The 20,363-nt window shown below is 73.5% G+C and carries 22 protein-coding genes and 1 riboswitch; of the genes, 20 read left to right on the forward strand and 2 right to left on the reverse strand.

Annotation, left to right across the window (positions count from 1 at the left end):
• Positions 1 to 72 precede the first annotated feature (72 nt).
• The 11 genes from ACSU6M_RS02255 to ACSU6M_RS02305 all read left to right on the forward strand — a co-directional run bounded on the left by ACSU6M_RS02255 (position 73) and on the right by ACSU6M_RS02305 (position 10,499).
• Positions 73 to 1,242, forward strand: a complete 1,170-nt coding sequence (locus ACSU6M_RS02255; RefSeq protein WP_437066537.1) for an NAD(P)/FAD-dependent oxidoreductase — start codon at positions 73 to 75, stop codon at positions 1,240 to 1,242.
• Positions 1,232 to 1,552 carry a (2Fe-2S)-binding protein gene (locus ACSU6M_RS02260; protein ID WP_437066538.1) on the forward strand — a complete coding sequence of 107 codons (321 nt, stop codon included), beginning with the start codon at positions 1,232 to 1,234 and terminating at the stop codon, positions 1,550 to 1,552. The genes ACSU6M_RS02255 and ACSU6M_RS02260 overlap by 11 nt, the downstream gene beginning before the upstream one ends.
• Positions 1,533 to 2,984 carry an FAD-dependent oxidoreductase gene (locus ACSU6M_RS02265; RefSeq protein WP_437066540.1) on the forward strand — a complete coding sequence of 484 codons (1,452 nt, stop codon included), beginning with the start codon at positions 1,533 to 1,535 and terminating at the stop codon, positions 2,982 to 2,984. Before ACSU6M_RS02260 ends, ACSU6M_RS02265 begins: the two co-directional genes overlap by 20 nt.
• A gap of 290 nt (positions 2,985 to 3,274) precedes the next feature.
• Positions 3,275 to 4,183, forward strand: a complete 909-nt coding sequence (locus ACSU6M_RS02270; RefSeq protein WP_437066541.1) for a dihydrodipicolinate synthase family protein — start codon at positions 3,275 to 3,277, stop codon at positions 4,181 to 4,183.
• Positions 4,184 to 4,211: 28 nt separating this feature from the next.
• A complete protein-coding gene (locus tag ACSU6M_RS02275) occupies positions 4,212 to 5,219 on the forward strand; it encodes a proline racemase family protein (protein WP_437066543.1) in 1,008 nt (335 codons plus the stop codon).
• A 79-nt stretch (positions 5,220 to 5,298) separates the two neighbouring features.
• Positions 5,299 to 6,021 (forward strand): GntR family transcriptional regulator, encoded by a 723-nt coding sequence (locus tag ACSU6M_RS02280; RefSeq protein ID WP_437066544.1) that lies wholly within the window; start codon positions 5,299 to 5,301, stop codon positions 6,019 to 6,021.
• A gap of 224 nt (positions 6,022 to 6,245) precedes the next feature.
• A riboswitch (cobalamin riboswitch) is annotated at positions 6,246 to 6,428 on the forward strand.
• 31 nt (positions 6,429 to 6,459) lie between these two features.
• The gene (locus ACSU6M_RS02285; RefSeq protein ID WP_437066546.1) at positions 6,460 to 7,149 is read left to right on the forward strand and encodes an energy-coupling factor ABC transporter permease; all 690 of its coding nucleotides are present in this window, start codon (positions 6,460 to 6,462) and stop codon (positions 7,147 to 7,149) included.
• Positions 7,146 to 7,505, forward strand: coding sequence for an energy-coupling factor ABC transporter substrate-binding protein (locus tag ACSU6M_RS02290; RefSeq protein WP_437066548.1), 360 nt, complete (start codon positions 7,146 to 7,148; stop codon positions 7,503 to 7,505). The genes ACSU6M_RS02285 and ACSU6M_RS02290 overlap by 4 nt, the downstream gene beginning before the upstream one ends.
• 6 nt (positions 7,506 to 7,511) lie before the next feature.
• On the forward strand, positions 7,512 to 8,261 hold the full coding sequence (gene cbiQ, locus ACSU6M_RS02295; protein ID WP_437066550.1) for a cobalt ECF transporter T component CbiQ: 750 nt from the start codon (positions 7,512 to 7,514) through the stop codon (positions 8,259 to 8,261).
• Positions 8,258 to 9,103, forward strand: a complete 846-nt coding sequence (locus ACSU6M_RS02300; protein WP_437066552.1) for an ATP-binding cassette domain-containing protein — start codon at positions 8,258 to 8,260, stop codon at positions 9,101 to 9,103. Before cbiQ ends, ACSU6M_RS02300 begins: the two co-directional genes overlap by 4 nt.
• A gap of 538 nt (positions 9,104 to 9,641) precedes the next feature.
• Positions 9,642 to 10,499: a S1 family serine peptidase gene (locus ACSU6M_RS02305; RefSeq protein WP_437066553.1), complete on the forward strand. Its 858-nt coding sequence runs from the start codon at positions 9,642 to 9,644 to the stop codon at positions 10,497 to 10,499.
• A 61-nt stretch (positions 10,500 to 10,560) separates the two neighbouring features.
• Here ACSU6M_RS02305 and ACSU6M_RS02310 read toward each other — a convergent pair whose 3' ends face one another.
• Entirely contained in the window at positions 10,561 to 11,070 is a 510-nt protein-coding gene (locus ACSU6M_RS02310) for a GNAT family N-acetyltransferase (protein WP_437066554.1), read from the reverse strand.
• Positions 11,071 to 11,319: 249 nt separating this feature from the next.
• Here ACSU6M_RS02310 and ACSU6M_RS02315 point away from each other — a divergent pair, with 249 nt between their 5' ends.
• Both ACSU6M_RS02315 and ACSU6M_RS02320 read left to right on the forward strand, forming a co-directional pair.
• Positions 11,320 to 11,883, forward strand: coding sequence for a TetR/AcrR family transcriptional regulator (locus tag ACSU6M_RS02315; RefSeq protein ID WP_437066556.1), 564 nt, complete (start codon positions 11,320 to 11,322; stop codon positions 11,881 to 11,883).
• On the forward strand, positions 11,880 to 12,281 hold the full coding sequence (locus ACSU6M_RS02320) for a DUF6463 family protein (RefSeq protein WP_437066557.1): 402 nt from the start codon (positions 11,880 to 11,882) through the stop codon (positions 12,279 to 12,281). Before ACSU6M_RS02315 ends, ACSU6M_RS02320 begins: the two co-directional genes overlap by 4 nt.
• 517 nt (positions 12,282 to 12,798) lie before the next feature.
• Here ACSU6M_RS02320 and ACSU6M_RS02325 read toward each other — a convergent pair.
• On the reverse strand, positions 12,799 to 13,515 hold the full coding sequence (locus tag ACSU6M_RS02325; protein WP_437066558.1) for an AfsR/SARP family transcriptional regulator: 717 nt from the start codon (positions 13,513 to 13,515) through the stop codon (positions 12,799 to 12,801).
• Between the two features lie 280 nt (positions 13,516 to 13,795).
• On the opposite strand from ACSU6M_RS02325, the gene ACSU6M_RS02330 reads away from it, so the two are divergent.
• The 7 genes from ACSU6M_RS02330 (at position 13,796) to ACSU6M_RS02360 (ending at position 20,061) form a co-directional block, all read left to right on the forward strand.
• A complete protein-coding gene (locus tag ACSU6M_RS02330; protein ID WP_437066560.1) occupies positions 13,796 to 16,417 on the forward strand; it encodes a S8 family serine peptidase in 2,622 nt (873 codons plus the stop codon).
• A gap of 36 nt (positions 16,418 to 16,453) precedes the next feature.
• A complete protein-coding gene (locus ACSU6M_RS02335) occupies positions 16,454 to 16,636 on the forward strand; it encodes a hypothetical protein (RefSeq protein ID WP_437066562.1) in 183 nt (60 codons plus the stop codon).
• Positions 16,637 to 16,697: 61 nt separating this feature from the next.
• Positions 16,698 to 16,889: a hypothetical protein gene (locus ACSU6M_RS02340; protein WP_437066564.1), complete on the forward strand. Its 192-nt coding sequence runs from the start codon at positions 16,698 to 16,700 to the stop codon at positions 16,887 to 16,889.
• A gap of 80 nt (positions 16,890 to 16,969) precedes the next feature.
• Positions 16,970 to 17,182, forward strand: a complete 213-nt coding sequence (locus ACSU6M_RS02345) for a hypothetical protein (RefSeq protein ID WP_437066565.1) — start codon at positions 16,970 to 16,972, stop codon at positions 17,180 to 17,182.
• A 40-nt stretch (positions 17,183 to 17,222) separates the two neighbouring features.
• Positions 17,223 to 17,423 carry a hypothetical protein gene (locus tag ACSU6M_RS02350; RefSeq protein WP_437066566.1) on the forward strand — a complete coding sequence of 67 codons (201 nt, stop codon included), beginning with the start codon at positions 17,223 to 17,225 and terminating at the stop codon, positions 17,421 to 17,423.
• 66 nt (positions 17,424 to 17,489) lie between these two features.
• Positions 17,490 to 17,882 (forward strand): hypothetical protein, encoded by a 393-nt coding sequence (locus ACSU6M_RS02355; protein WP_437066568.1) that lies wholly within the window; start codon positions 17,490 to 17,492, stop codon positions 17,880 to 17,882.
• Between the two features lie 91 nt (positions 17,883 to 17,973).
• Positions 17,974 to 20,061 (forward strand): trypsin-like serine peptidase, encoded by a 2,088-nt coding sequence (locus ACSU6M_RS02360; protein ID WP_437066569.1) that lies wholly within the window; start codon positions 17,974 to 17,976, stop codon positions 20,059 to 20,061.
• Positions 20,062 to 20,363 lie beyond the last annotated feature (302 nt).

Below are 20,363 nucleotides of genomic sequence, written 5' to 3' on the forward strand. Positions count from 1 at the left end.
GGGGGCGCCGCGCGATGGAGGAGATGCCGGGGATCCCTTGGCAGGGCGAGTGCAATGTGAAATATTACTGACGTGCCCACGAGACACTCTCCGGACCTCATCGTGGTCGGAGCGGGCGTGGTCGGCGCGGCCTGCGCCCACTACGCCGCCCGCGCCGGCCTCACCGTCACCGTGATCGACCGTGGCCCTGTCGCCGGCGGAACCACCGGCGCGGGCGAGGGAAACCTCCTCGTCTCCGACAAGGAACCCGGCCCGGAACTCCAACTGGCCCTGCTGTCCTCCCGGTTGTGGCGGGAGCTCGCCGACGAGCTGCCGCAGGCCGTGGAGTACGAGCCGAAGGGCGGCCTGGTCGTCGCCGACGACGAGAAGTCCCTCGGGGCGCTGCGGGACTTCGCCGACGGCCAGCGCGCCGCCGGCGTCACCGCCGACGACGTACCCGCTCCCCTGCTCGCCGAACTGGAACCGCACCTGGCCCCCGATCTCGCGGGCGGCGTCCACTACCCCCAGGACGCCCAGGTACAGCCCGCCCTCGCCGCGGCCCATCTGCTGCGCGCCGCCGGGGACCGGGTGCGGCTCCGGCTCGGCGAGCAGGTCACCGCGCTCCTCACGGGGCCGCGCGGCGAGGTGCGGGGCGTGCGGACATCCGCGGGCGACCTGCACGCCCCGTACGTCGTCAACGCGGCGGGCACCTGGGGCGGTGAGGTCGCCCGGCTGGCCGGGGTGGAGCTCCCGGTGCTGCCGCGGCGGGGGTTCGTGCTGGTCACCGAGCCGCTGCCGCGCGTGGTGCGGCACAAGGTGTACGCCGCGGACTATGTCGCCGACGTCGGCAGCGACTCGGCGGCGCTGCAGACTTCGGCCGTCGTCGAGGGCACCCCGGCCGGGCCGGTGCTCATCGGCGCCAGCCGGGAGCGGGTCGGCTTCGACCGCACCCTGTCCGTGCCGGCCCTGCACCGCCTCGCCGCCCAGGCGGTACGGCTGTTCCCGGTGCTCGGCACGGTCCGCGCGATCCGCACCTACGCCGGGTTCCGCCCCTACCTCCCCGACCATCTGCCGGCCATCGGCCCCGACCCCCGCCGCCCCGGCCTGCTGCACGCCTGCGGCCACGAGGGCGCCGGGATCGGCCTGGCACCGGCGACCGGACGGATCGTCGCCGACCTGGTGTCGGGCGGTGAACCGCCCCTGGACATCACCCCGTTCAGGCCCGAGCGCTTCTCAGGAAAGGAGCCGCGCCATGGCACGTGACCGCAGCCCCGCCGACCTGGTGGGTGCGCAGCCGGACGCCCCGTTCGAGATCACCTTCGACGGGCGGCCCCTCGGGGCGCTGCCCGGGCAGTCCGTGGCCGCCGTGCTGTGGGCGGCCGGGGTGCTCGCCTGGCGCACCACGCGCGTCGGCGGCCGGCCCCGCGGCGCGTTCTGCGGCATCGGGCACTGCTTCGACTGCCTGGTCACGGTCAACGGCCGGGCCAACCGCCGTGCCTGTCTGGTCCCGGCCCGCCCCGGCGACGCCGTCACCACCCAGGAAGGAGACGGCCGTGCCGACCTCGCCGTCTGACCCGTACGACCTCGCCGTGATCGGCGCCGGACCCGCGGGCGTCGCGGGGGCGGCCACCGCTGCCCGACTCGGCCTGCGCGTCGCCCTGTTGGACACGAACGAGCAGACCGGAGGCCAGTACTACCGTCACCCCTCCCCCGGCCTGCGCGCCGCCCGCCCCGAAGCGCTCCACCACGGCTGGCGGACGTACACCGCCCTGCGCGACCGCCTCGCCGCCAGCACCGTCACCCACCTGCTCGCCCACCACGTCTGGACGGTGTCCCGCCACCCGGACGGCTTCACGGTGCACGCGGTCACCGGAGCGGACGGCGACGAGGAGCGCCCGGTGGCCGTGCGGGCCCGCACGGTGCTGCTCGCCACCGGGGCCTACGAGCGCCAGCTCCCCTTCCCCGGCTGGACGCTTCCCGGTGTCGTCGGCGCGGGCGGGGCGCAGGCCATGCTGAAGTCGGGGCTCGTGCTGCCCGGCCGGCGGGTCGTCGTCGCCGGCAGCGGGCCGCTGCTGCTCGCGGTCGCCGCGTCGCTCGCCGCGGCCGGGGCGCGTGTCCCGGCGGTGGTGGAGGCGGCGGGGTATCTGGCGTACGTCCGTCGCCCCGGCGTCCTCGCCGCCGTGCCGCAGAAGGCGGCCGAGGCCGTGACCCACGGTGCGGTGCTGCTGCGGCACCGGGTGCCGCTGCGCACCCGCAGCGCGGTGACGGCGGTGCACGGCACGGACCGGGTGGAGGCCGTCACCGTGTCCCGGCTCGACCGCGACTGGCGGCCCGTACCGGGGTCGGGCCGCCGCATCGCCTGCGACGCGCTCGCCGTCGGGCACGGCCTGGTCCCGCACATCGACCTGGGCGCCTCGCTCGGCTGCGCGACCCGGCGTACCGCCGACGGCACCCACGCGCTCGTCGTCGACGACCTTCAGCAGACGTCCGTGCCGGGACTGTGGTCCGCGGGTGAGACCGGGGGCGTCGGCGGGGTCCAACTGGCCTTGCTGGAGGGCGAGATCGCCGGTGCCGCGGCCGCCGCCCGGCTGACCGGACGGGCCCTGTCCCCGGCCCGGCTGCGGCGGCTGGGGCGCGCACGGGCCCGGCTGCGGGCCTTCGCCGACCTGATGACCGCCGTCCACGCGCCGCGCTCCGGCTGGACGGCGTGGCTCGACGACGCCACCGACGTGTGCCGCTGCGAGGAGGTCACCGCGGGCCGCGTCCGCGGGGCCGTCGCCGAGCACGGAGCCGGTGACGCCCGCACGGTCAAGCTGCTCACGCGCGCCGGCATGGGCTGGTGCCAGGGCCGGATCTGCGGCACCGCCGTGGCCTGCCTCGCCGCGGGCTCGGGCCTGCCGGCCTCGCCGGAACGGCGGCCGCTGGCGGTGCCGGTGCGGCTGGGCGCGCTGGCCGCGCTCGCCGAAGCGCCGGCGGAGCCGGGGGCCCATAACGAGCAGACGTGACACGCGACCGGACGGCCACGCCGTCCGCATCGCCCCTTCTCCCGACGTCCCCCTCCACACCTGCGACCCCTACCGAAGCCCCCCTCCACACCTGCGACCTCTACCGAAGCCCCACCTCCATACCCGCGACCTCTACCGAAGGTCCCCCTCCACACCCGCCACCCCTACCGAAGCTGTAGCTCACCCCCCACCCGCCACCTCCACCGAAGCCCCCCCACCCGCCACCCCGACCGAGACGCACCTCTCCCGAGCCACCCCCTCCCTGCCGACCACCACAGAAAGGCCCCCTGATGAGCACCACCTCCTGGAGCGCCGGCCGTCCCTGGCGCGGCATCATGGTCGCCACCGCGCTGCCGCTGCGCGAGGACCGCTCCGTCGACTACGACGCCTACGCCGAGCACGTCCGGCGCCTCATCGCCAGCGGCTGTGACGGCGTCGTGCCCAACGGCTCCCTCGGCGAGTACCAGACGCTCAACGACGCCGAGCGGGCCCTGGTGGTCCGCACGGCCGTGGAGGCCGCGGGCGACGGGGCGCGGGTGATGCCCGGCGTCTCCGCCTACGGCAGCGGCGAGGCGCGGCGCTGGGCCGAGCAAGCCGCGGAGGCGGGCTGCGGCAGCGTGCTGCTGCTGCCGCCCAACGCCTACCGGGCGGACGAGCGGTCGGTGCTCGCCCACTACGCCGAGGTGGCCCGCGCCGGGCTGCCCGTCGTCGCGTACAACAACCCCATCGACACCAAGGTCGACCTCACCCCCGAACTGCTGGCCCGGCTGCACGCCGAGACGGGCATCGTGGCCGTGAAGGAGTTCTCCGGCGATGTGCGCCGGGCGTACCGGATCGCCGAACTCGCCCCCGAGCTGGATCTGTTGATCGGCGCGGACGACGTGCTGCTGGAGCTGGCCCTGGCCGGGGCCGTCGGCTGGATCGCCGGGTACCCGAACGCCTTCCCGGAGTCCTGCGCCCAGCTGTACGACGCCGCCGTGGCCGGTGATCTCGCCACCGCGCTGCCGCTGTACCGGTCACTGCACCCGCTGCTGCGCTGGGACTCGAAGACCGAGTTCGTGCAGGCGATCAAGCTGTCCATGGACGTGGTCGGGGTACCGGGCGGAGCCTGCCGTCCGCCGCGGATGCCGCTGACCGGCGACCAGGAGGCCGAGATCCGCGCCGCCACCGAGAAGGCCGTGGCCGACGGCCACCGCTGACATCGGCACCCGACCGAAAGGGACGTCCGTGCGCACTCGTCATGTCTTCCATGCCGTCGACTCGCACACCGAGGGCATGCCCACCCGTGTGATCACCGGTGGCGTCGGGGTGATCCCCGGCGCCACCATGGCCGAGCGCAGGCTCCACTTCATCGAGCATCTGGACCACCTCCGCACGCTCCTGATGTACGAGCCGCGCGGCCACGCCGCCATGAGCGGTGCCGTCCTGCAGCCCCCGACCCGCTCCGACGCCGACTACGGGGTGCTGTTCATCGAGGTCTCCGGCCTGCTGCCGATGTGCGGTCACGGCACCATCGGCGTGGCCACCGTCCTGGTGGAGACCGGCATGGTGCCGGTCACCGAGCCGGTCACCACGGTCCGCCTCGACACCCCGGCGGGGCTGGTCCGGGTGGACGTACAGGTCGAGGACGGGGCCGCGAAGGCGGTCAGCCTCACCAACGTGCCGGCCTTCTGCGTGGGCCTCGACCGCAAGGTGGACGTGCCGGGCTACGGCTCGGTGACCTACGACCTGGCCTTCGGCGGCAACTTCTACGCCTTCGTCGAACTCGAGGCGCTGGGGCTGCCGTTCGACCGCGCCCGCAAGGACGAGCTGCTGGCGGCGGGGCTGGCGGTCATGGAGGCGGTGAACTCCTCGCCCGCGCACCGGCCGGTGCATCCGGCGCAGCCGGAGATCGCCGGGCTCAAGCACGTCTACCTCGCCGCGCCGGGTTCCGACGCGCGGCGGTCGCGGCACGCCATGGCCATCCACCCCGGCTGGTTCGACCGTTCGCCGTGCGGCACCGGCACCTCCGCGCGCATGGCCCAGCTGCACGCCCGCGGTGAACTCCCGCTGCACCAGGACTTCGTCAACGAGTCCTTCATCGGTACGGAGTTCACCGGGCGGCTGGTGGAGCGGACGGAGGTCGGCGGTGTCCCCGCGGTGGTGCCGCGCATCACCGGGCGGGCCTGGATCACGGGGACGGCCCAGTACTTCCTCGACCCCGACGACCCGTTCCCCGCGGGGTTCCTGCTGTGACGGGCGACTTCCGCACGGGCACCGGTGAAACAACGTGACATTGTACTCTGGTGATCCGCAGCGGCACGAAGGGAACACCATGGGGCACCTCAAGCAGCGCAACCTCGTCACCACCCGTGAGCGGCTGCGCGACCAGGTCGCCCATGCCCTGCGTGCCGCGTTGATATCCGGCGAACTCAAGCCGGGCGAGGTGTACTCGGCGCCCGGCCTCGCGGAGGACTTCGGCATCTCCGCCACGCCGGTGCGCGAGGCCATGCTCGACCTCGCCCGCGAGGGCTTGGTGGAGCCGGTGCGCAACAAGGGGTTCCGGGTCACCGAGGTCGACGAACGGGATCTCGACCAGTACAGCGAGATCCGCATGCTCATCGAGGTCCCGATGATCGGCCGCATCACCCGCAGCGCCTCCCGCGAGGAGCTGGAGGCGCTGCGGCCGGTCGCCGAGCAGATCGTGGCCGCGGCCCGCGAGCACGACCTGATCGGCTATCTCGAGGCCGACCGCCGGTTCCACCTCTCCCTGCTCGCCCTCGGCGGCAACGACCGCCTGGTCGAGACCGTGGGCGAGCTGCGCAAGCGCTCCCGTCTCTACGGGCTCACCGCGCTCGACGAGAGCGACCGCCTCCTCCCGTCCGCCGAGGAGCACCTCGAACTCCTCGACCTGATGCTCGCCGGCGACGCCGACGCCGCCGAGGAGTGCATCTCCCGCCACCTGGGCCACGTCCGCTCCCTGTGGGCGAAGGGCGAGCAGCGGGAGGATCCCGGCACCGCCGGGCCGCGGCGCCGCAGGACCCGCGCGGCGTCGTAGGCGGACTAAGGGGCGCCAGGTCTCCCGCGCGCTCGTCCGGCCTGGTGGCCGTGAACAGTCCGGCCCGGTCCGCTCCGGCGCGCGCCCCGCGGCCGAACGCCGCAGTGATGATGATCACGATGCCGGAGGGGCGGCCCCGTGGGGGCGCGGAGGTGGTGCGGGTGGGGCCCGGTCGTGGCCCGTGCGCCCCTGGACGTCCGCTTGTCACCGCCTCGGTGGGGGCACTAATGTCGCCACGCCTTGGTGAACGGGAAATCCGGTGGGAAACCGGTGCGGCCCTCGCCACTGTGATCGGGAAGTCCGGCTCCGGCCCTCACGGGCAGCCACTGGGTCCTCGGACCCGGGAAGGCGGAGTTCGGGCGGTGGTACCCGTCAGCCAGGAGACCGGCCAAGGCATGTCACACCATCCACGAGGTGCTGGAGAGGGTCTGCTGAGCCATGCACATAGCCGAGGGTTTTCTGCCTCCGGCGCACGCGGTCGCCTGGGGCGTCGCGTCCGCGCCCTTCGTCGTCCACGGAGTCCGGTCACTCACCCGTGAGGTCAAGGAGCACCCGGAGAGCACCCTGCTCCTCGGCGCGTCCGGTGCCTTCACGTTCGTCCTGTCCGCCCTGAAGCTCCCGTCGGTGACCGGCAGTTGCTCCCACCCCACCGGGACCGGTCTGGGGGCCATCCTGTTCCGGCCGCCCGTCATGGCGGTGCTGGGCACCATCACCCTGCTGTTCCAGGCGCTGCTGCTGGCGCACGGCGGTCTGACCACGCTCGGCGCCAACGTCTTCTCGATGGCGATCGCCGGCCCCTGGGTCGGGTACGGCGTCTACCGGCTGCTGCGCCGCTACGACGTGCCGCTGATGGTCGCCGTGTTCTGCGGCGCGTTCTTCGCGGACCTGTCGACGTACTGTGTGACCAGCGTGCAGCTGGCGCTCGCCTTCCCCGACCCGAGCAGCGGATTCCTGGGCGCGCTCGGCAAGTTCGGCTCCATCTTCGCGGTCACCCAGATCCCGCTCGCGGTGAGCGAGGGCCTGCTGACGGTGCTGGTGATGCGGCTGCTCGCCCAGTCCAGCAAAGGCGAACTGACCCGGCTCGGCGTGCTGGTGGGCGGGACCAAGAGCGAGGCGGTGGCCCGGTGAAGCGCAACACGAGGATCAATCTGCTGCTGCTCGTGCTCGTCGCCGCCCTCGCGGTGCTGCCGCTGGCCCTGGGGCTCGGCGACCACAAGGAGGAGCCGTTCACCGGCGCCGACGCCGAGGCGGAGACCGCGATCACCGAGCTCGAGCCGGACTACGAGCCCTGGTTCTCGCCGCTGTACGAACCGCCGTCCGGTGAGATCGAGTCGGCCCTGTTCGCGCTCCAGGCCGCCCTCGGCGCGGGCGTCCTCGCCTACTACTTCGGGGTGCGGCGCGGCCGCCGGCAGGGCGAGGAGCGGGCCCGGCGACAGCTCACGGCCGAACAGACCGGCAGCGCGTCCGACGCCGGGCAGGACTGAGCGCGCGTGCTGCCCATCGACGTGGCGGCGCACAGCAGCCGCTGGCGCCGCCGCCACCCCGTGGACAAGGCCGTGCTGGGGCTGGGGCTGACGGTGCTCGCGATCTCCCTGCCTCCCTGGCCGGGCGCGGCCCTGGTGCTGGTCACCGCGCTGGTGCTGCTGCTGGGTCCGGCGGGCGTCCCGGCGCGCAGACTGTGGCGTGCCTACCGGGTGCCGCTCGGGTTCTGCGCCACCGGCGCTGCCGCACTGCTCGTCCAGGTCGGCGGGCCCGGCGGCTGGCTGTCCCTGGCCGAGGGCGGTGCGGTGCGGGCCGGGGAGCTGATGCTGCGGACGTCCGCCGCCTCGCTCGGCGTGCTGCTGTTCGCGTTCACCACACCGATGTCCGACCTGTTGCCGCGGCTGGTGCGGGCGGGGGTGCCCGCCCCGGTGGTGGACGTGGCGCTGGTGACGTACCGGATGAGCTTTCTGCTCCTTGACTCGGTCCGCCGGATCCGTGAGGCGCAGGCCGCGCGGCTCGGGCACACCACGCGGGCGGCGACCTGGCGTTCGCTGGGCGGGCTCGGGGCCACCGCGTTCGTGCGGGCCTTCGACCGGGCGGCCCGGCTGCAGTCCGGACTCGCCGGACGCGGCTACGACGGCACGCTGCGCGTCCTGGTGCCCGAGGCCCGCGTCTCCGTCCCCTTCACGGCCGGCGCCGTCGCGCTGCTCACGGCCGTCGCCGCACTCGCTCTCGTCCTGGAAAGGGTCCTGCCGTGAGCCAGCCCCCGATCGTCGCCCTGCACGGAGTGTCCTTCGCCTACGAGGACGGCCCCCGCGTGCTGGACGGCCTGGAGTTCGAGGTGCGCGAGGGCCGCGCCCTGGCGCTGCTGGGCCGCAACGGCACCGGTAAGACGACCCTGATGCGGCTGCTGAGCGGCGGACTGCGGCCGGACACGGGGCGGTTGACGGTCGAGGGCGAGCCGGTGTCGTACGACCGCGCGGGGCTGACCCGGCTGCGCACCACGGTCCAGCTGGTGGTGCAGGACCCCGACGACCAGTTGTTCGCCGCGTCCGTCGGGCAGGACGTGTCCTTCGGGCCGCTGAACCTCGGCCTGTCCGACACGGAGGTACGGGCGCGGGTGGCGGAGGCGCTGGCCGCGCTGGACATCACGGCGCTGGCCGACCGGCCCACGCATCTGCTGTCGTACGGGCAGCGCAAGCGCACGGCGATCGCGGGCGCGGTCGCCATGCGTCCCCGGGTGCTGATCCTGGACGAACCGACCGCGGGCCTCGACCCGGACGGCCAGGAGCGGCTGCTGACGACGCTGGAGAAGCTGCGCGCGGGCGGCACCACGGTGGTGATGGCCACGCACGACGTGGACCTCGCCCTGCGCTGGGCCGACGACGCCGCCCTGCTCACCCCCTCGGGGGTCCGCACCGGCCCCGTCGCCACGACGCTGGCCCGCACCGACCTCCTCGACCAGGCGGGCCTGCGCCTGCCGTGGGGCATCGCGGCCACCCGTCTGCTGCGCACCCAGGGCCTCCTCCCCGACGCCCAGCCGGGTCCCCGCACGCCGGAGGAGCTCGCGGCGCTCATCCCCCGCTCGGCCGCGAACTAGACTGCCGGGCGTGCCGATGTGAAGAGCACCGCAGTGGCGGAAGGTCGCCGGCTGGGAGGTCGTCCTCGACGGCGACGCCCCGCACCTGCGCCACCTGCGGCACACCCGTCCGCTCGTACCAGTACCGTCTCCACCCGCCGGACAGCCCCCACTTCGAGCGCTGCGCGGGACTCGCCTGGTGCTCCGGGTGCCGGGTCTACTCCGCCCAGCTCGTCCACGTCCCGCGAGGCCGCGTCCTCACCGATGCGCTGGCCGCGCTCCCGCGCGAGCGGCGGGAGCACATCGCACGGTCCGAGACGCGGATGGTGGCGTTCCTCGACCGTGTCCGGGCGGACTGACCATCTCGTCCGGATCTTGAGTGAACCTCCGTCGTGTGCATGCCGTCTGGCTGTACGACATGCCGCCGTGCCGGACGGATCGCCGTGTGCCGCGCCGCGTCGCGAGGCGCCCGGAGGCCGCCGGACCGGTGGCTTCCCGAGAGAACGGAGAAGACTCGCCCATGCGTCTTTCCACCCCCCACAGAAGGACGGCCCGGCGTGTGGCCGCCGCCGCTGCCGCGTCCGGTGCGGCGCTGGCGCTGACCGCCGCGTCGGTCGGCACCTCGCACGCCGCCGGCACCTCGTCGGACCAGGGCCGCCCCACCGCCCAGATCATCGGCGGCGTCGGCCAGGCCGACGGCAAGCACCCCTTCATGGCGGCGCTGCTGGAGAAGGGCACCGGCAGCCCGGTCGACCGCCAGTTCTGCGGCGGCAGCCTGCTCTCCGCGGACCTGGTCATGACGGCCGCGCACTGTGTGACGGGCACCCAGCCCAAGGAGATCGAGACGACCGTCGGCCGCACGGTGCTGTCGAAGAAGAACCAGGGCCAGCTGCGCCAGGTGACCGACATCGTCGTGCACCCGCGCTACGCCCGGGGCCAGGAGGCGTACGACATCGCCTTCCTGTTCCTGGACAAGCCGGTCCGCGGGGTCGCGCCGGTCCTGCTGCCGACCGTCGGCACGGACGCCCTGATCCGTCCGGGCGCCATGGCCACCGTCACCGGCTGGGGCAACACCGACACCGAGATCCCGGCGTTCCCGAACCGGCTGCGCGCGGTGAACGTGCCGATCGTGTCGCACATCGAGTGCAAGGCCACGTACCCGGACTACGACAAGAAGGTCAACGTCTGCGCGGGTGTCGAGGGCAAGGACTCCTGCCAGGGTGACAGCGGCGGCCCGCTGTTCCGCAAGCTGAAGGGCCGTCAGGGCGTCTACCAGATAGGCGTCGTGTCCTACGGCGACGGCTGCGCGGAGCAGGGCGCGCCGGGTGTGTACACGTACACCGGTTCCGCCCAGCTGTGGAACACGCTGGACGAGTCCGCCAAGGGCAAGCGCGTGAAGCGGCTGCTCGGCCGCTGACGCGGTCGGTACGGCTGAGCCGGGCGGGGCGCCATGCCCCGCCCGGCTCTTCGGTCGTCGGTCAGATGCCGAACGGCGCGGCGTACCGGACGGTGCCGGCCGGCAGCGGGTGGTCCGGGTCCAGGGCGAGGGCCATGAGCGCCTCGTCCGGGACGTCGATGGTCACCGTGATGCCGTGGGCGGAGGCGCGGCCGAAGCCGAACCTCGGGTAGTACGACGGGTGGCCGAGCACGACGACGTGGCGTTCGCCCCGCTCCTTCGCGGCGCGCAGGGCCGCCCGCACGGCCGCCGCTCCGGCGCCGGTGCGCTGGAACTCGGGCAGGACGGCGACCGGTCCCAGGCACAGGGCCGGTACATCGCCGATGTGGCAGCGGGTCAGCAGCGCGTGGCCGACGGCGGTGCCGTCGGGTCGCGCCGCCACGAGGGACAGTCCGTCGATCCATGCCTCGTCGGCGCGCAGGGCGTCGACGAGGTCGGCCTCCAGCGGGGTGTCGAAGGCCGCGAGGTCGATCGCGCGGACGGCGGGGATGTCGGCGCGGGTCTCGGCGCGCGTGAGCCAGTCATTGCTCATGACAGGTGAGGATCCGTTTCCGGTGGTCGGTTCGAGGTGGCCCCGCGAGCTCACGCTCCCGGCGGGGTGGAGGAGTTGGGGTCAGGCCGTGGCCCGGGGCGTGAGTGCGGTCCGGGCGCTGCGCGCGGCAGCGGCCATGTGCGCGGACATCGACTCGCCTCCCTGTTTCCCTCTGCCTCGATCGAACTCCGACGGGCACCACCGTATCAGGCCCGACCACCATACCGTACCGTATGGTACGGTCAGGGTATGGCGAGGGCGAGCAGGCGTGACTGGCTGGAAGCGGGACTCGGGGTGCTCGGTGAGGACGGCGCGCCGGCCCTCACCATCGAGCGGCTGGCCGCGCGCATGGGCCTGACCAAGGGGTCCTTCTACCACCACTTCAAGGGCATGGCGGGGTTCCGCACCGACTTGCTGGCCCACTACGAGAGCGAGCACACTCGGCGGCTGATCGCCGAGGCCGAGCGGGCGGGCCCGCGCGCGGGAGCCAGACTGCGCCGACTGATGGACCTGGTGCTCACCGACCGGCCCGACACCGACCGCCTCGAGATCGCCGTACGGGCATGGGCGCTCCAGGATCCCGAGGTGCGCGAGCTCCAGGAGCGCGTGGACCGGCTGCGCATCGAGTATCTGCGCTCGCTCGTGGCGGACCTGTCCGGGGACGAGCGCACCGCGCTGCCCCTGGCCCGGCTGCTCTATCTGCTGCTGGTCGGAGCCCAGCAGCTCGTCCCGCCGCTGCCCGCCGAGGAGTTGCGGGAGGTCTACACGCTGGCCCTGCGGCTGGCACCGCCCGAGAACGCGGAGGAGACATGAGCCCCCTGGCCCGCTGGATACCCCGGCTGATCATCGTGACCGCGCTGCTGCACGTCGTCTGGGCCTTCGCCCAGCCCAACGACTGGGCCGGCATCGCCGCGGACGGCTTCTGGCGCACGTCGGTCGACCCCGACGCCCCCGACCACTTCGAACGCGAGGCCGGCATCTGGTTCCTGGCCTGCGGCGTCACCCTGCTCGCCCTGGGCACCCTGTCCCGCGCCGTCCTGCGCTCGACGGGGCGGCTGCCCGCGCAGGTCGGCTGGTATCTGCTCCTCCTGGGCGTGCCGCTGTCTGTCATCTACTTCCCGGTGACGGGGAGTTGGGCGCTGCTGGTGATCGGCGTGCTGGCGCTGGTGGCGGCGCGCGGCGAGGCCGGGGCGCCGGCGGGGCGGAACTGAGCGACGCGGGCGTGCTCCTCTTGGGGGGATCCGCGCTTCCCGTGCGGTGGGGCAGCGCGTGGCGCGCCCGCCGCCGCAGATGAGGTCGGCGACGCCCCGGCCGGGAGACGGCCACCGCGCGGGCAGCGCCCGCGACCGACGTCCAGGCCCGCTCGGCCCTCCAGACGGCCGCCGGGACGGGCTCCTCGAACGCGGCCGCGGCGAGCGGGCGTTGCGCGGCCGCGAGGGCCTTGGTGCAGGGCGAGGAACCGGAAGGAGCGGGCGGCCTCGGGGGAGGCAGCCCGTGGTCGGTGGCCGTCGGTCCCTGCCACAACGCGAAGGCGGTCACGAGGAGTTCGAGGGGCCGCGGCCCCTGCCCGTCGGACGCGGCGCGCGCAGTTCCCCCCAGCAGCTCGGCGATCCCGCTCACCGCGACCGGCTGTCCGGCCCGCGCCCACATCAGCGCCGAGCCCGGTCCCGGTCCCGGTCGGTGGACGGCAGCGCGGAGCGGACGCGCGGGCGCCACGGCACCGCACGTCTACGCGGTCGTCAGTTCCCGTATCAGCTCGGTCATGCGCGGGGAGGGCGAGACCCTCAACTCCTGCTGCAGGAGCCGTCGGTAGTCGAGGTAGTGCTTGACCGCGCAGGCGATGTTGCCCTCGGCGGCGTGGACCTCGATGGCGATGCGGTGCGCGGTCTCCCGGTAGGGGTCCACGACGGTGGCGGCCAGGGCCGCCTGGTGTGCGGCCAGGTATCTGCCGAGCGCCAGGAAGTGCTGCGCCAGGCTCTCCAGCGCGTAGAGGCGCATCTGGTCCCAGCGTTCCCGTTCGAGGATCAGCCACTCGTCGTCCCAGCCCGGCAGCAGTGGCCGGCCGAGGTCGTCGACGAGCCGGTCGAGGTCGCCCGGCGGCGCCTCCGTCCCGGCGTCGCCCTCCAGGAGGCGGCGTGCGGACTGCCATGCCTCCCGGTGGTCGACGGAGATGAACGGTGCCAGGAAGAGCCGCTGCGCCTCACTGTCGACGACGGCCCGGGGACCGATCTTCCGGCTCTGGCACAGCGCCGACCGGAGGTTGGCCGCGGCTCGCAGCTCCGTGCACTCGGGCCACAGCTGCTCGGCGGCGGCCCGCCGGTGAATGCCGTCGTCGCGCACGGCGAGAAGGGCGAGCAGTCGCTGAGCCCCGGCCGGGACCGTGACCCTGCGCCCGCCGCGGATTAATTCAAATGGCCCCAGGATTTCGAGACGTACTCCGTTCATCACACCCATCACTCTGCTCGACACGTATTTCCGCTGCAACCGGTGTACCCCCGCCGGACCAGGCAGACACACCCTGCAAGCGGCTTCGTGAAACGCCGATCCAGACCGCGAAGAATGCTTTCTTCACGCAGCGAAAACGCATTCTCAACGCCCGCTGAACGCGGCGGGGACGAGCCGTCGATAAAGGCTGCATATTCCATCGAATAAGCGCGCAACAGCTATGTGGGAAACCGGACGTGTTACTCGAAAAGGCCAACGGGGTCTCGGAACGGAGGATCGGATGGACGTCCGGTCGGTACTGCGCGGCGTGCCCGGGGAAGCCAGGCTCCTCGGCTCACCCCAGGTCCGTGTCGCCGTGCTCGACGGTCCGGTCGACTTCGCGCATCCGTGTTTCGCGGGAGCGGATCTCACCCGGCTGGCCACGCTGGTACCGGACGCCGCCGGTACCGGACTGATGTCGTTGCACGGCACGCATGTGACCAGCCTTCTGTTCGGGCAGCCCGGATCGCCGGTGACGGGCCTTGTACCGCGGTGCCGCGGTTTCGTCCTGCCGGTGTTCCGGGAGTCCCCGGACGGGGGTGTGTCCCGTGTGCCGCAGCTCGACCTCGCCCGGGCCGTCGAACAGGCGGTGACGGCGGGGGCCCACATCATCAACATCAGCGGCGGGGAGCGCAGTACGGACGGCAGGGCCGAGGCCATGCTCGAGCGGGCGCTGCGGCTGTGCGCGGACAACGGGGTGCTGGTGGTGGCGGCCGTCGGCAACGACGGGTGCGACTGCCTGCAGGCTCCGGCCGCCACTCCGACCGTGCTCGCCGTCGGCGCGACCGACGCCGACGGCGAGCCGCTGGACATCAACAACTGGGGGCCCGCCTACCGGGCCAACGGCGTCCTCGCTCCCGGCCGGGACATCGAGGGCGCCGCTCCCGGCGGCCGGCTCGCGTCGCTGACGGGCAGCAGCTTCGCCACGCCGGCCGTCACCGGGGTCGCCGCGCTCCTCGTGGCGCAGCAGATCGCCGAGGGCCGCGATCCCGACCCGCTCGCGGCGGGGCGCGCGATCCTCGCGTCCGCGAGCCGCCCGCCGTGCGCCCCGGACGACGCGCCGCAGTGCCGCCGGTTCCTCGGCGGCCGTCTGGCCGCGTCGCGGGCCTTCGACCTGATCAGGCAGGGCTCGGTCGTCCCCCGGGCGGTGCCGGGCGGCTCCGTGACCGTCACGGGCGGGCCCTCGACGCCTCGGACGACTCATGCCGAACCGAAAGGAAGAGCCATCCTCATGGACACGAACGCCGTACACGCGCACGCCGGGGAGGCGACCGAGGGTCTGTCCGCGGCCGCGGCCCCGCCTCCCGCCGCCACCGGAGCGACCCTTGCCGCGGTGCCCCAGGCACCGCCTCTCCCGCCGGTGCCCCAGACGGCTCCGGCCGTCGCCCCTCCCCCGGCTCCCCCGCAGGCCCAGGCGCCGAGCCCCGCACCTCCCGCGCCGCCTCCCTGGCCCGGTGCGGTGTCCCAGCCGGCCCCGCAGGCCGCGCCGCCGGGCTACGAGCAGGGGAACGGGGCCCAGGCGGCCGGGCAGGTCTACGCGGCCGGAGCGCAGCCCACCGGGCAGGTCTACGCCGGGCAGGTCTACGCCGCCGGAGCGCAGCCCGCCGGGCCGGCCTATGCGGCCCCGGTCCAGCCCGCCGCTCAACCGACGGCACCGCCCGTGTACCGGGCCGAGACCCCGGTGGCGGCCCAGCCCGCCGCGCCGGTCCCGGCGGAGCAGGGCGTACGTCCCTCCTGCCCGGACTGCGGCGGTACCTGCGGGGGCCGTACGAGCGGTGGCACGTCGGCGAACATGGGCGCGGTCGCGAGCGGCGACGGACGCCAGCTGATCTTCGCGATCGGCACGATCGGCTTCGACTACCGGACCGAGGCCCGCAGGGACAGCTTCCGGCAGCAGATGCCCGTCGAGGTCAGGGAGGCCACAGCCGAGCACCCGGAGCAAGAGGTCCAGCCGAATGTCTACGATCCCAGGCAGCTCCATGACTACCTGGCGAAGAATCCGTGGGCGTGCGACAAGCTCACCTGGACCCTGAACATGGACGCCACACCCCTCTACGCCCTGGAGGCGGAGACGCCGGTGGGCATGGACTGGACCAGGCCGATCATCACGGACCGCAAGGCACCGCCCACCGCGGTGAGGCGCGAGGCGACGAAGGCCGTCACCGATGACACCGGCCAACTGGCCGCAATCATCGAGACGCTGTCCTACCCGCCGGTGTCCACCATCTACCGGACCTTCCGGGACGCCATCGTCTGCCAGATCGAGCAGCGGGAGAGCGACAGCTATGTCTCCCGCGTCTCGGTACCGGGCGTCCTGACCGACCGTACGGTGCGGCTCTTCTCCGGCCAGGTCGTCCCTGTGGTCGAGGTGAAGAGCCGTGGACTGTACGCCTGGGAGGAACGTTCCTTCGTCAAGGTCGTGGTGCAAACCCTGCGCAACAACCTCGCGGATCGCGGCGTCAAGCTCGACGCAAGGCAAGGGGCCAACGTGGAGAAGACCGTCATCACGGTCCTTGACAAGATCTACTGGCAGTTCCGCAACCTCGGACAGAGCTCCGCCGACCGCGCACTGAACTTCGCGGGCACCAACGCGTTCTCGATCGCGGAGGGCATGGCCACCGGGATGCTGGCGGCCTCGCAGGTCCCGGGCGGCGAGGAGAGCCATCTCTACTCCCTCGACACCATCCGGGTCTCCAAGAGTCCGTTCTGCCGCCCGGGTTCGGACTGCCAGGACGTCGTCCTCACCTACTTCGACCCGGAGAACGACCGCCGGGCGAAGTTCTCCCAGCTGTACACCTTCGACGTCAGCGACGAGCTCCCGGTGAGCCTGGCGCCGACGCACACCTTCATCGGCGACTTCTGACCGTCGTAGGCATACCCCCGCATCCAGGGAGACCTCATGTCCGAGACACCCCGTCACTGGGAGCCCACAGCTCCCGTGCAGAGTCCACCGGTTCACCGCGACGAGTGGGAGGCACCGGCCGACGGAGCCACCGACCAGGGCGCGGAGGCGGCCAGGTCCGTCTGCGGAGACCTGGTCGGCACGGCCCGCCAGATGTGCCGGGCCATGCAGGGCGGCTGAGGCCGCCCCACATCCGGCGACAACCGGTCGCCGGCCAATCCCCAGGTGATGGGAGACAACGATGAACGACACGACGTTCGACCGCGGAGAGAGGCCCACGCGCCCCGCGGCACTCCAGACGCCGTTCCAGACACCCGCGATCGACCGCGGCCCCACCGTCGCCCGAGGCGCCGACGGCAGCGATGCGGACGGAGTCGAAGCCGACTTCGGCATCGGCAACCTGCTGAAGACGGCTGCGGACATCTTCCTCTGAGGCCCGCAAAGGTCCTCGCGCGTCGATGAGCGGGGCCTTGTGCCCCGCCCGTCGGCCACCACATCCGAAAGGAAGACGACATGAACGAGATCACCAAGTGGCGTGAGGGCCAGCCCTCGCCGGCCACCGCACTGCGGACGCCGTTCCAGACGCCCGCGATCGACCGGACCCCCGCCGGCTCCGCGGGCCGCGGCAGCGACGCCGACGGCGTCGAGCCGGACCTGGGCTGGTCGGACATCCCGTGGCACGCCATCGGCAGGGCGGCGCGAGGAGCCCTGGACGCCGTGCTGTAGCCCACGCGTTCGAGCAGGACCGCACAGAGAGGACAGCACCATGAACGACGAGTTCACCCCGCGGCGCCCCCGCCCCGGCCCGGCCGCCGCGCTCCCGACGCCTTTCCAGACACCCGCGGTGGACCGCACCCCCGCCTCGCTCCAGGGGCGACGGGACGACTCCGGCGGTGTGGAGCCCGATCTCCCCATCCTGCCGCTGCTCGGCCTGGCCGGCTCGGCGATCGGCTCGCTGTTCGACTGAGTCGCGTGTTGCCGGCGGCGCGGCCTCCCGGCCCGCCGCCGGCGCGACGACTGAAAGGACATCAGGATGAACGAGCAGCCCAAGCGGAGGAAGCCAGCAGCACGCCCTGGGGCGCCATCGGGCGGTGCCAACCGGGGGAAGGCGCGGACCGAGCAGGGCCGTGAGCCGGATCGCCTCGAACACCGCGCCACCAACACATCGGGCATACGGCTCGATCGGCCCATCCAAGGGCCGACCATCGAGCGCAGGTGGGACTTCTATCAGCCCTATCTGCAGGTCGTGGGGACGTACGAACCCGTCGGCCAGCCCCCAGGCACCAAGGGGGAGTTCCTGGAGGAGCCGTTCCCCAAATCCATGTTCGGCCACGTCGTCGCGGACCCCGGTCCCATGGCCGGCCGCGACGCGCGCGGCTGGAGCTGCCCTCCGGGTGGTCCCTGCGTGTGGGGCGGCATCGTCTAGTCGGCTGGAGAAGCCGGGCGGCAGGCATGAGCCGGAGGGCTCCGGCCCGTGCCTGCCGCTCCGCTCCCCGAACCCACGGAGGTGGGATGAGATGCGCAAGGAAGACATGCCGGATGTCGTGCGGTCCTCCGAGGAGCGGCGTCGTCAGGCCGCCGACGCGGCCCGGCGGTACCGGGAGTCGGCGGCGCAGCGGGAGCGGGCCGAGGCGCGGACGGCGGAGGGTGTGCCCTACCCGGACACACCCCAGGCGCTGGCCGCTCGCGCGGAGCGCATCCTCAGCCGGGGCGGCGTGTCCGCCACGGCCGCCGTCGCCGCGATCCACGCCGACGCCCTGGACCTGCCGCAGGCGTACGAGCGGATCATCGGCCTGTCCAACGACCTGCAGGCCGTGAACTTCCTGCCCCGCGGTGTCCGCGCCGCCCGCACGGTCGCCCGGATCACCCTGCGCAGGGGTGGCCGCGAGCTGCCCATGGGGACGGGGTTCCTGGTCTCGCCCCGGTTGCTGATGACCAATCACCATGTGCTGCCGGACACCGAAACGGCCTCGTCCTGCTTCGCCGAGTTCCAGGCCGAGATAGGTGTGGACGACGTCCCCGAGCCGATCGTCCGGGTGGAGTTCGCCCCCGACGACCTCTTTCTCGCGGACGAGCCGCTGGACTTCGCCCTGGTGGCCCTCGCCCCGGTCGACGCGGGTACCGCTCCCGGTGAGGTCTTCGGATGGAACCGGCTCAGTGTGCGCTCCGGCAAACACGTGGTCGGGGAGCTGGTGAATGTCATCGGCCACCCCAGCGGGCGTCTGAAGGAGATCGCCCTGCGCGACAACAAGCTGGTGACGAGGCTCGACGACTTCCTGCACTACCGCACCGACACCGAACCGGGGAACTCCGGCTCCCCCGTCTTCAACGACCAGTGGGAGGTGGTGGCCCTCCACCACCGCGGGGTGCCCGAGACGGACCGGAGCGGGAACGTGCTGCGCAAGGACGGCCAGGTCTGGCAGGAGGGCGACGGTGACGACGCGATCTCCTGGGTGGCCAACGAAGGGGTGCGGATCAGTTCCGTCCTCCGCCACCTGGCGTCGCTGCGGCCGTCGCCGGCGCAGCGCGCCCTGCTGGCCGGCATGGGACGCGAGTCGGGGCTCGGGGGCCGCACACCGCAGGAGGCGATGACGCCGCGGGGCGTCGACGGCGGCACCGCGGAGGTGACGGCACCGAGGTCCGCCGGGACGGCCGGGCCGCGTGCCCCCGCCCTGGCCGAACGCGCCGCACGGACCGGACTGCGCGGCCGTGACGGGGCGTTCGGCGGGGTCCGCCGGCTGGTGTTCCTGCACGGCAGGAGCCAGCAGGGCAAGGACCCCGAGGCACTGCGCCGCGAGTGGGCCGGCGGCCTCAACCAGGGCCTCACCCGTGCGGGTCTGCCCACCATCGACCCGGCCGACGCCTGGTTCCCGTACTACGGCGACCGGCTGGCCGAGCTGATGGACGCCGAGGAGTCCGTCGCCGCCCCGCCGGCCGCGGCCGCCCGGGATGCCTTCCCGCCGCCGTCGTCCGCCGACGCGGAGGCGTACGAGCAACTGCTCCTGGAGGCGGCGGCCAGGACGGGTATGCCCGAGGACGGGTTCGAGGACGCGGACGTCGTCGCGGCCGAGGAGGGCCTGGACGGCGTGGTCCGCACGTTCCGGCGCGCGCTGGGCTGGGTGGCAGCCAGGTCGGACGTCGACGAGTTGACCATCGCCACGGTCTTCCGGGACGTGTCGCGGTATCTGAGCGAACCGCGGGTGCGGGAGGCGGTGCTGGACGCCGTGTCCGCGACCATGCCGGACCGGGGCGAGCTGGTCTTCGTCACGCACAGCCTCGGCACGGTCGTCGGGGTGGACCTGCTCGGCCGGCTGCCGGACACCGTCGACCGGGCGATGCTGGTCACCGTGGGCAGCCCCCTGGGCATGGACGCGGTCAGCAGCCGGCTCCTGTCAGGGGGTCCGCACCGGCCGGGCGACGTCCGCACCTGGCTCAACGCCTGGTCGCCGGCGGACGCGGTCGCCATCGGCTGTCCGCTGCGCGACCGGGGCTGGGGCAGCGTCGACCAGCCGGCGGTCACCAACGGCAAGGACCGGGCCCACAACATCGCCGAGTACCTCGCCCACGCGAGCGTCGCCGGACCCATCGGCCGCGCGCTCACCTGACCGCGACCCGCACCGCGCCCACGGTCCGCGCATGCCTCGCCGCCCCAGTGCCCGCGGCCTCGCGGCGCCGGCGGCATCCGACGGCAGCTCCGGTGCGGGCCGCGGCGCCCCGTCGTAGCCCTCGACCGCCCCGCGGCGGGGAGCCACCTGCTCGCCCGTCGGCGCGAGTTGTGGGCCTCCGCCCCGTTCGCCTCCTTCACCCCGGTCACCGCCTTCACCCCGGTCGCCTCCTTCACCCCGGCGACCGCGTCGTCACCGCCGCCCCTCGCCGCGGCCTCGCGAACTCCCCGGCCGGCAACCGC

This window comes from Streptomyces sp. enrichment culture, from assembly GCF_964272895.1.
Lineage (GTDB): Bacteria > Actinomycetota > Actinomycetes > Streptomycetales > Streptomycetaceae > Streptomyces.

Bases quoted from the DNA above. Each gene is read 5' to 3' on its own strand.
- ACSU6M_RS02270 (WP_437066541.1), top strand. From the start codon at position 3,275: ATGAGCACCACCTCCTGGAGCGCCGGCCGTCCCTGGCGCGGCATCATG.
- ACSU6M_RS02340 (WP_437066564.1), top strand. From the start codon at position 16,698: ATGAACGACACGACGTTCGACCGCGGAGAGAGGCCCACGCGCCCCGCG.
- ACSU6M_RS02310 (WP_437066554.1), bottom strand. From the start codon at position 11,070: ATGAGCAATGACTGGCTCACGCGCGCCGAGACCCGCGCCGACATCCCC.
- ACSU6M_RS02315 (WP_437066556.1), top strand. From the start codon at position 11,320: ATGGCGAGGGCGAGCAGGCGTGACTGGCTGGAAGCGGGACTCGGGGTG.
- ACSU6M_RS02355 (WP_437066568.1), top strand. From the start codon at position 17,490: ATGAACGAGCAGCCCAAGCGGAGGAAGCCAGCAGCACGCCCTGGGGCG.
- ACSU6M_RS02330 (WP_437066560.1), top strand. From the start codon at position 13,796: ATGGACGTCCGGTCGGTACTGCGCGGCGTGCCCGGGGAAGCCAGGCTC.
- ACSU6M_RS02335 (WP_437066562.1), top strand. From the start codon at position 16,454: ATGTCCGAGACACCCCGTCACTGGGAGCCCACAGCTCCCGTGCAGAGT.
- ACSU6M_RS02360 (WP_437066569.1), top strand. From the start codon at position 17,974: ATGCGCAAGGAAGACATGCCGGATGTCGTGCGGTCCTCCGAGGAGCGG.
- ACSU6M_RS02280 (WP_437066544.1), top strand. From the start codon at position 5,299: ATGGGGCACCTCAAGCAGCGCAACCTCGTCACCACCCGTGAGCGGCTG.
- ACSU6M_RS02285 (WP_437066546.1), top strand. From the start codon at position 6,460: ATGCACATAGCCGAGGGTTTTCTGCCTCCGGCGCACGCGGTCGCCTGG.
- ACSU6M_RS02345 (WP_437066565.1), top strand. From the start codon at position 16,970: ATGAACGAGATCACCAAGTGGCGTGAGGGCCAGCCCTCGCCGGCCACC.
- ACSU6M_RS02325 (WP_437066558.1), bottom strand. From the start codon at position 13,515: ATGAACGGAGTACGTCTCGAAATCCTGGGGCCATTTGAATTAATCCGC.
- ACSU6M_RS02320 (WP_437066557.1), top strand. From the start codon at position 11,880: ATGAGCCCCCTGGCCCGCTGGATACCCCGGCTGATCATCGTGACCGCG.
- ACSU6M_RS02350 (WP_437066566.1), top strand. From the start codon at position 17,223: ATGAACGACGAGTTCACCCCGCGGCGCCCCCGCCCCGGCCCGGCCGCC.
- ACSU6M_RS02260 (WP_437066538.1), top strand. From the start codon at position 1,232: ATGGCACGTGACCGCAGCCCCGCCGACCTGGTGGGTGCGCAGCCGGAC.